Below are 5,229 nucleotides of genomic sequence, written 5' to 3' on the forward strand. Positions count from 1 at the left end.
CCTCACCACGGCGTTTCCGCCCCGCGCCCCCCCCGCGGGGCGGAAACGCCGTGGTGAGGGGCGACACAGCCGGTTCGGCCCTGCCGTACCCCACCGCTCTTGATTACATTGGTTCCCGGCGGCGCCGAGCGCGCCCCGCCCCGCGTCACAAGGGCCCGCGCGCGCCGCGCGCCGCCCGCGGGGCCCCTGCGACCCGAGGAGTGACTCCCTCCAGCAATGGACGGATCGTCCTGTAGTACCTGCGCCGCCCCTCTGCCGGAGGCGGCGGCATGACCATCCCCCTCCTTCTGCTCGCCGCGGCTCTGCTGCTGATCCTGGCCAATGGTTTCTTCGTGGCCGCCGAGTTCGGCCTCGTGACCGTCGAGCGCGCCGAGGCCGAGCGTGCCGCGGCCGGCGGCGACCGCCGGGCCCGCACGGTCGTCAAGGCCCTGCGCGAGCTGTCCTTCCAGCTCTCCGGCACCCAGCTCGGCATCACCATCACCTCCCTGGTGATCGGCATGCTGGCCGAGCCGGCCCTCGCCCATCTGCTGACCGGCCCGTTCGCGGCCACCGGCCTGCCGGCCGGCCTGGTGCCCGGCGTGGCCGTGGCCGTCGGCATGTTCACGGCCTCCGCCGTGCAGATGGTCATCGGCGAACTGGTCCCCAAGAACTGGGCGGTCTCCCGCCCGCTGGCGGTGGCCCGGTTCGTGGCGGGCCCGCAACACGCCTTCGCCACGTTCTTCCGGCCCGTGATCTCCCTGCTCAACGCCGTGGCCAACCGGCTCGTACGGCTGCTGGGCGTCGAGCCCACCGAGGAGCTGGCCTCGGCCCGCACCCCGGACGAACTGGTCTCGCTCGCCCGGCACTCCGCCCGCGCCGGCGCCCTGGAGCAGGACACCGCCGACCTCTTCGTCCGCACCCTCTCGCTGGGCGAGCTCACCGCCCAGCACGTGATGACCCCCCGGGTGCGGGTGAGCGCCCTGCAGTCCTCCGCCACGGCCCAGGACGTCATCAACCTGACCCGCGCCACCGGCCTCTCCCGCTTCCCGGTCTACCGGGAGCGGCTGGACGAGGTCGTCGGCACGGTGCACCTCAAGGACGCCCTGGCCGTGCCCGCCCACGACCGGCTGCGCACCCCGGTGGGCCGGGTGGCCGTGCCGCCGCTGCTGGTGCCCGGGACCCTGCCGGTGCAGCCGCTGCTCGAACTGCTCCGCCGCGAGCAGCCGATGGCCGTGGTCGTCGACGAGTACGGCGGCACGGCCGGCGTGGTGACCCTGGAGGACATCGTCGAGGAGCTGGTCGGCGAGGTCCGCGACGAGCACGACGGTGAGGACCTGCCGGAGCTGGCGGCGCTGCCCGCCGAGGACGGCCGCGCGGTCTGGGACGCCGACGGCGGCTGCCGGGTGGACACCCTGCGCCGGATCGGCCTGCAGGCCCCCGACGGGCCGTACGAGACGGTGGCCGGGCTGGTCGCCGATCTGCTCGGCCGCATCCCCGCCCCCGGTGACACGGCGGTGCTGCCCGGCTGGCAGCTGCGGGTGCGGGCGGTGGAGCACCACCGGGCCGGGCGGGTGCGGATCGTCCGCACCGACGGCGCCCGGATCGCCGAGCGCCCGGAGCCGGCCCCCTGCCCCGCCGAGGCGGCCCCCGTGCCGGCGGAGGCGGCCGTGCCGGCCGTGCGCGCGGCACGGGCCGCGGGCGGGACGCACGCCGTGCACGAAGCCCCGGGCGAGGCCCGGGTCCCGTGCGAGGCCCAGGCCGAGCCGGTGGGGGCGGTCGCCCGATGAGCGCCGCGCAACTGCTCTTCGCCCTGCTGCTGGTGCTGGGCAACGGCTTCTTCGTGGGCGCCGAGTTCGCCCTCGTCTCGGTGCGCCGCAGCCAGATCGAGCCGCTGGCGGCCGGGGGATCGGCCCGCGCCCGTACCGTGCTCCAGGGGCTGGAGAACCTGCCGCAGATGATGGCGGCGGCCCAGTTCGGCATCACCGTCTGCTCCCTCACCCTGGGCGCGGTGGCCGAGCCGACCGTCGCCCGGCTGCTGGAGCCGGTGTTCCACGCCCTGCGCGTCCCCGAGCCGGCGATCCACCCCCTGGGCTATGTCATCGCGCTGGCCACGGTGGTCTTCCTCCACCTGGTCATCGGCGAGATGGTGCCCAAGAACCTGGCCATGGCGGCCCCCGAGCGGACCGCCCTGTGGCTGGGCCCGGCGCTGGTCGCCTTCGCCCGGCTGTGCCGCCCGGTCACCGCGTTCTTCGGCGCCTGCGCCCGCCTCGTGCTGAGGGTCTTCCGGGTGGAGCCCAAGGACGAGATCGAGGCGGTCTTCACCAGCGAGCAGCTCGGCCATCTGGTGGCCGACTCCCGGCAGGCCGGGCTGCTCGACCCCGGTGAGCAGGAGCGGCTGGCGGACGCGCTGGAGCTGGGCAGCCGGCCGGTGACCGATGTGCTGCTCGACCGGGCGGCCCTGGTGACCGTCGACCCGTCGGTGACCGCGCGCCGGGTCGAGGAACTGACGGTGCGCACCGGGTACTCCCGCTTCCCGGTGGCCGCCCCCGGCGGGGCGTTCATGGGGTATCTGCACGTCAAGGACGTGCTGGAGCTGGACGACCCGGACCGGGCCGTGCCGCAGCGGGTCTGGCACCCCATGGTCACCCTCCGCGCGGAGCTCCCGCTGGACGACGCGCTCACCGTCATGCGGCGCGCCGCCGCGCACCTCGCGCAGGTGGCCGACGCCTCCGGCCGGGTGCTGGGGCTGGTGGCGCTGGAGGACGTGCTGGAGAAGCTGGTGGGCGAGGTCCGCGACCCCGCGCACCGCGACCTCGCCCAGCGCGCGCCCGGGACGCGCGCCGCGCACCGGCCGGGAAGCCCGGGGAGCCTGGTGGGCGCGCGCCGCCAGGTGCCGGTGACCCGCCGCTCGCCCGCCCCGGAGGCCGGCCCCGCCGAGGAGACCCTGCCGACCGCGGTCGGCTAGGTACCGGGTTCCCTCCGCCCCCCGGGTTCGCCCCGCGGGGCGCGTCAGGCGGGCGGGGGGCCCTGCGGTCCGGGGTCCAGGGGGCCGCGGCCGGACAGGACCTCCCCGTACGCCTGCATCAGATCCGGCAGCCGCAGCGTGGAGAGGTCCTCCCGGCTCGGGGTGCGGGGCGAGCACGACAGCCGCAGATCGCGGTAGGCGCAGCTCTTCTCGTAGAGCGTGCGCAGAAAGCGGCCGTTGCCGAGCTCGTCGATCCAGCCCTGGTCCACCACGTGCGCGCTGATGCTGCGCAGCTCCTCCAGCGCGTCGTCGTCCCAGGCGTCGCCGTTCTCGGCGGCCAGCACCTCCCCGATGCGGGTGAGCTCCAGCGGCCGGTAGCTGGGGAAGTCGACCCGGGTGGTGAACCGGGAGCCGAGGCCGGGGTTGGTGGCCAGCAGCCGGTCCATGCCCTCGGGGTAGCCCGCGAGGATGACGACCAGCCGGTCGCGGTTGTCCTCGGCGCGCTTGAGCAGCACCTGAAGCGCCTCGTCGCCGTACGCGTCGCCCTTGCTGTAGCCGGTGTTGGAGAGGCTGTACGCCTCGTCGACGAAGAGCACCCCGCCGATGGCCGAGTCGATCAGTTCATTGGCCTTGACCGCGGTCTGGCCGAGGAACTCGCCCACCAGATCCGCCCGCTGGGCCTCCACCAGGTGGTCCCCGCCGAGCAGCCCCAGGGCGTAGAACACCCGTCCGAGGATGCGGGCCACGGTGGTCTTTCCGGTGCCGGACGGACCCGAGAACACGAAGTGTCGTTTCGGCGGCTGGACGGGCAGTCCCTGGCCGGCCCGCAGCCGCGCCATGTTGAGCTGCGCCGACAGCGCCCGCACCTGACGCTTCACCGGCTCCAGGCCGACCATCCGCTCCAGCTCGTCGAGCGCCTGCTCCAGCAGGACGGGGTCGGCGGGGCCGGCCGGCAGGGACGAGGACACCGGGCGCACCGGCCGTACGGCGCCGGCCTTCTCGCGTACGGCGTCGGGGCCGGCGCCCGGCGCGTCCGGACCGGCCCCGGAAGCGCCCGCTCCGGAGGCACCCGTGCCGCCGGCGCCCGGCCCCGAGGGGCCCGCGCCGGGGGAGCCCGCGCCGGGAGCGCCCGTGCCCGGGACCGTGCAGTCGGCCGGGGGCCCGGCCTCCGGGTCGGGCCCGGCCCAGGGGTCGCGGGCCTCGGCCGCCTCCGCCGCCGCCACCAGCTCGGCGTCGGCCGCCGCGTCGATCAGCTCCTGACCGGCCCCGCCCAGGGACACCGGGGCCAGGTCCGCCGCCTCGTCCAGCCCGTCGCCGTCGGCGATGGCCGCCAGCCGCGCCGCGGTGTCCATGAACGAGGGGTCGATCCGGTGCACGGCGCGGTAGAGGGGGAGCGCGGCGGCGGTGCGGCCGTTGCCCTCGTGGGCCCGGGCCAGCCAGTAGCGCAGCTCCTTGCGCTGCGGCTGCTCGCTGCGGCAGCGCATCAGCGCCGCCGACAGCAGCGGCTCCGCCTGCTGGTACATCTCCAGCCGCACCCGGGCCATGCCGCCGAACAGCCCGGCCTCGATGCCCAGCAGCGGGTCGCCCAGCAGCGGCTCCGTGTGGTGGACCAGCTGGTCCCAGTCCTTGACCAGATAGGCGCGGCAGGCGTGCAGGAAGCGCACCTGCGGATCGGCCTCGACCGGCGGGCAGCCCGCCAGCGCCTGGTCGAGCTCGGCCACATGGCGCCCGTCGAGCCAGTGCGAGGCGTGCGCCAGCAGCAGGTCGCGCGGGGTCTCCAGGACCGGCTGGACCCACCAGCCAAGCCAGTACCAGGAGTTGAGCGTGCGGCGGTGGCGGGTGCGCTGTTCCCCGAAGCGGTCGCGGTGGCGGTGCATGCGCAGCAGCGCCATCGTGGTGTCGACCCGCAGGGCGTGCAGCCCGAGCCAGGCGTCGGCCATGGCGGGGTCGAGCCGCACCGCGGTCCGGAACTCCTCCTCGGCCTGCGCGTAGGCGCCCATGGTGTAGGCGTCGACGGCGCGCAGCCAGGCGAGATCGGCCGGGGCGTCCGAGCCCTGCCTGCCGAAGTCCATCACGTCCCCCACCAACCGTGCCCCCGTGGTGTGGCGGCCGGGCGGCTTCCGGACCGCCGCCTGTCGAACCGCCTCGCTGTGGACGGGAGTTACCGGGTCCTCCCGAAGCGCATCGTACCTGCGCGGACACGGTGCGCCGAAGGGTGGCGCACAACGGATCGCCGCGTATGACGATCGGACGGGGGCGTGGCCGGGGTGCGGGCGGGGTGCGGG

Annotated in this window: 3 protein-coding genes; 2 read left to right on the forward strand and 1 reads right to left on the reverse strand. The window is 75.7% G+C overall.

Going from position 1 to position 5,229, the window contains the following annotated elements:
* Nucleotides 1-269 precede the first annotated feature (269 nt).
* Nucleotides 270-1,766: a hemolysin family protein gene (locus ACSNOD_RS28090; RefSeq protein WP_436769879.1), complete on the forward strand. Its 1,497-nt coding sequence runs from the start codon at nt 270-272 to the stop codon at nt 1,764-1,766.
* Nucleotides 1,763-2,944: a hemolysin family protein gene (locus ACSNOD_RS28095; RefSeq protein ID WP_436769880.1), complete on the forward strand. Its 1,182-nt coding sequence runs from the start codon at nt 1,763-1,765 to the stop codon at nt 2,942-2,944. Before ACSNOD_RS28090 ends, ACSNOD_RS28095 begins: the two co-directional genes overlap by 4 nt.
* A 44-nt stretch (nt 2,945-2,988) precedes the next feature.
* Here ACSNOD_RS28095 and ACSNOD_RS28100 read toward each other — a convergent pair whose 3' ends face one another.
* Nucleotides 2,989-5,016 (reverse strand): AAA family ATPase, encoded by a 2,028-nt coding sequence (locus tag ACSNOD_RS28100; RefSeq protein WP_436769881.1) that lies wholly within the window; start codon nt 5,014-5,016, stop codon nt 2,989-2,991.
* Nucleotides 5,017-5,229 lie beyond the last annotated feature (213 nt).

The organism is Streptomyces sp. URMC 123 (assembly GCF_051386515.1).
Classification (GTDB): domain Bacteria; phylum Actinomycetota; class Actinomycetes; order Streptomycetales; family Streptomycetaceae; genus Streptomyces.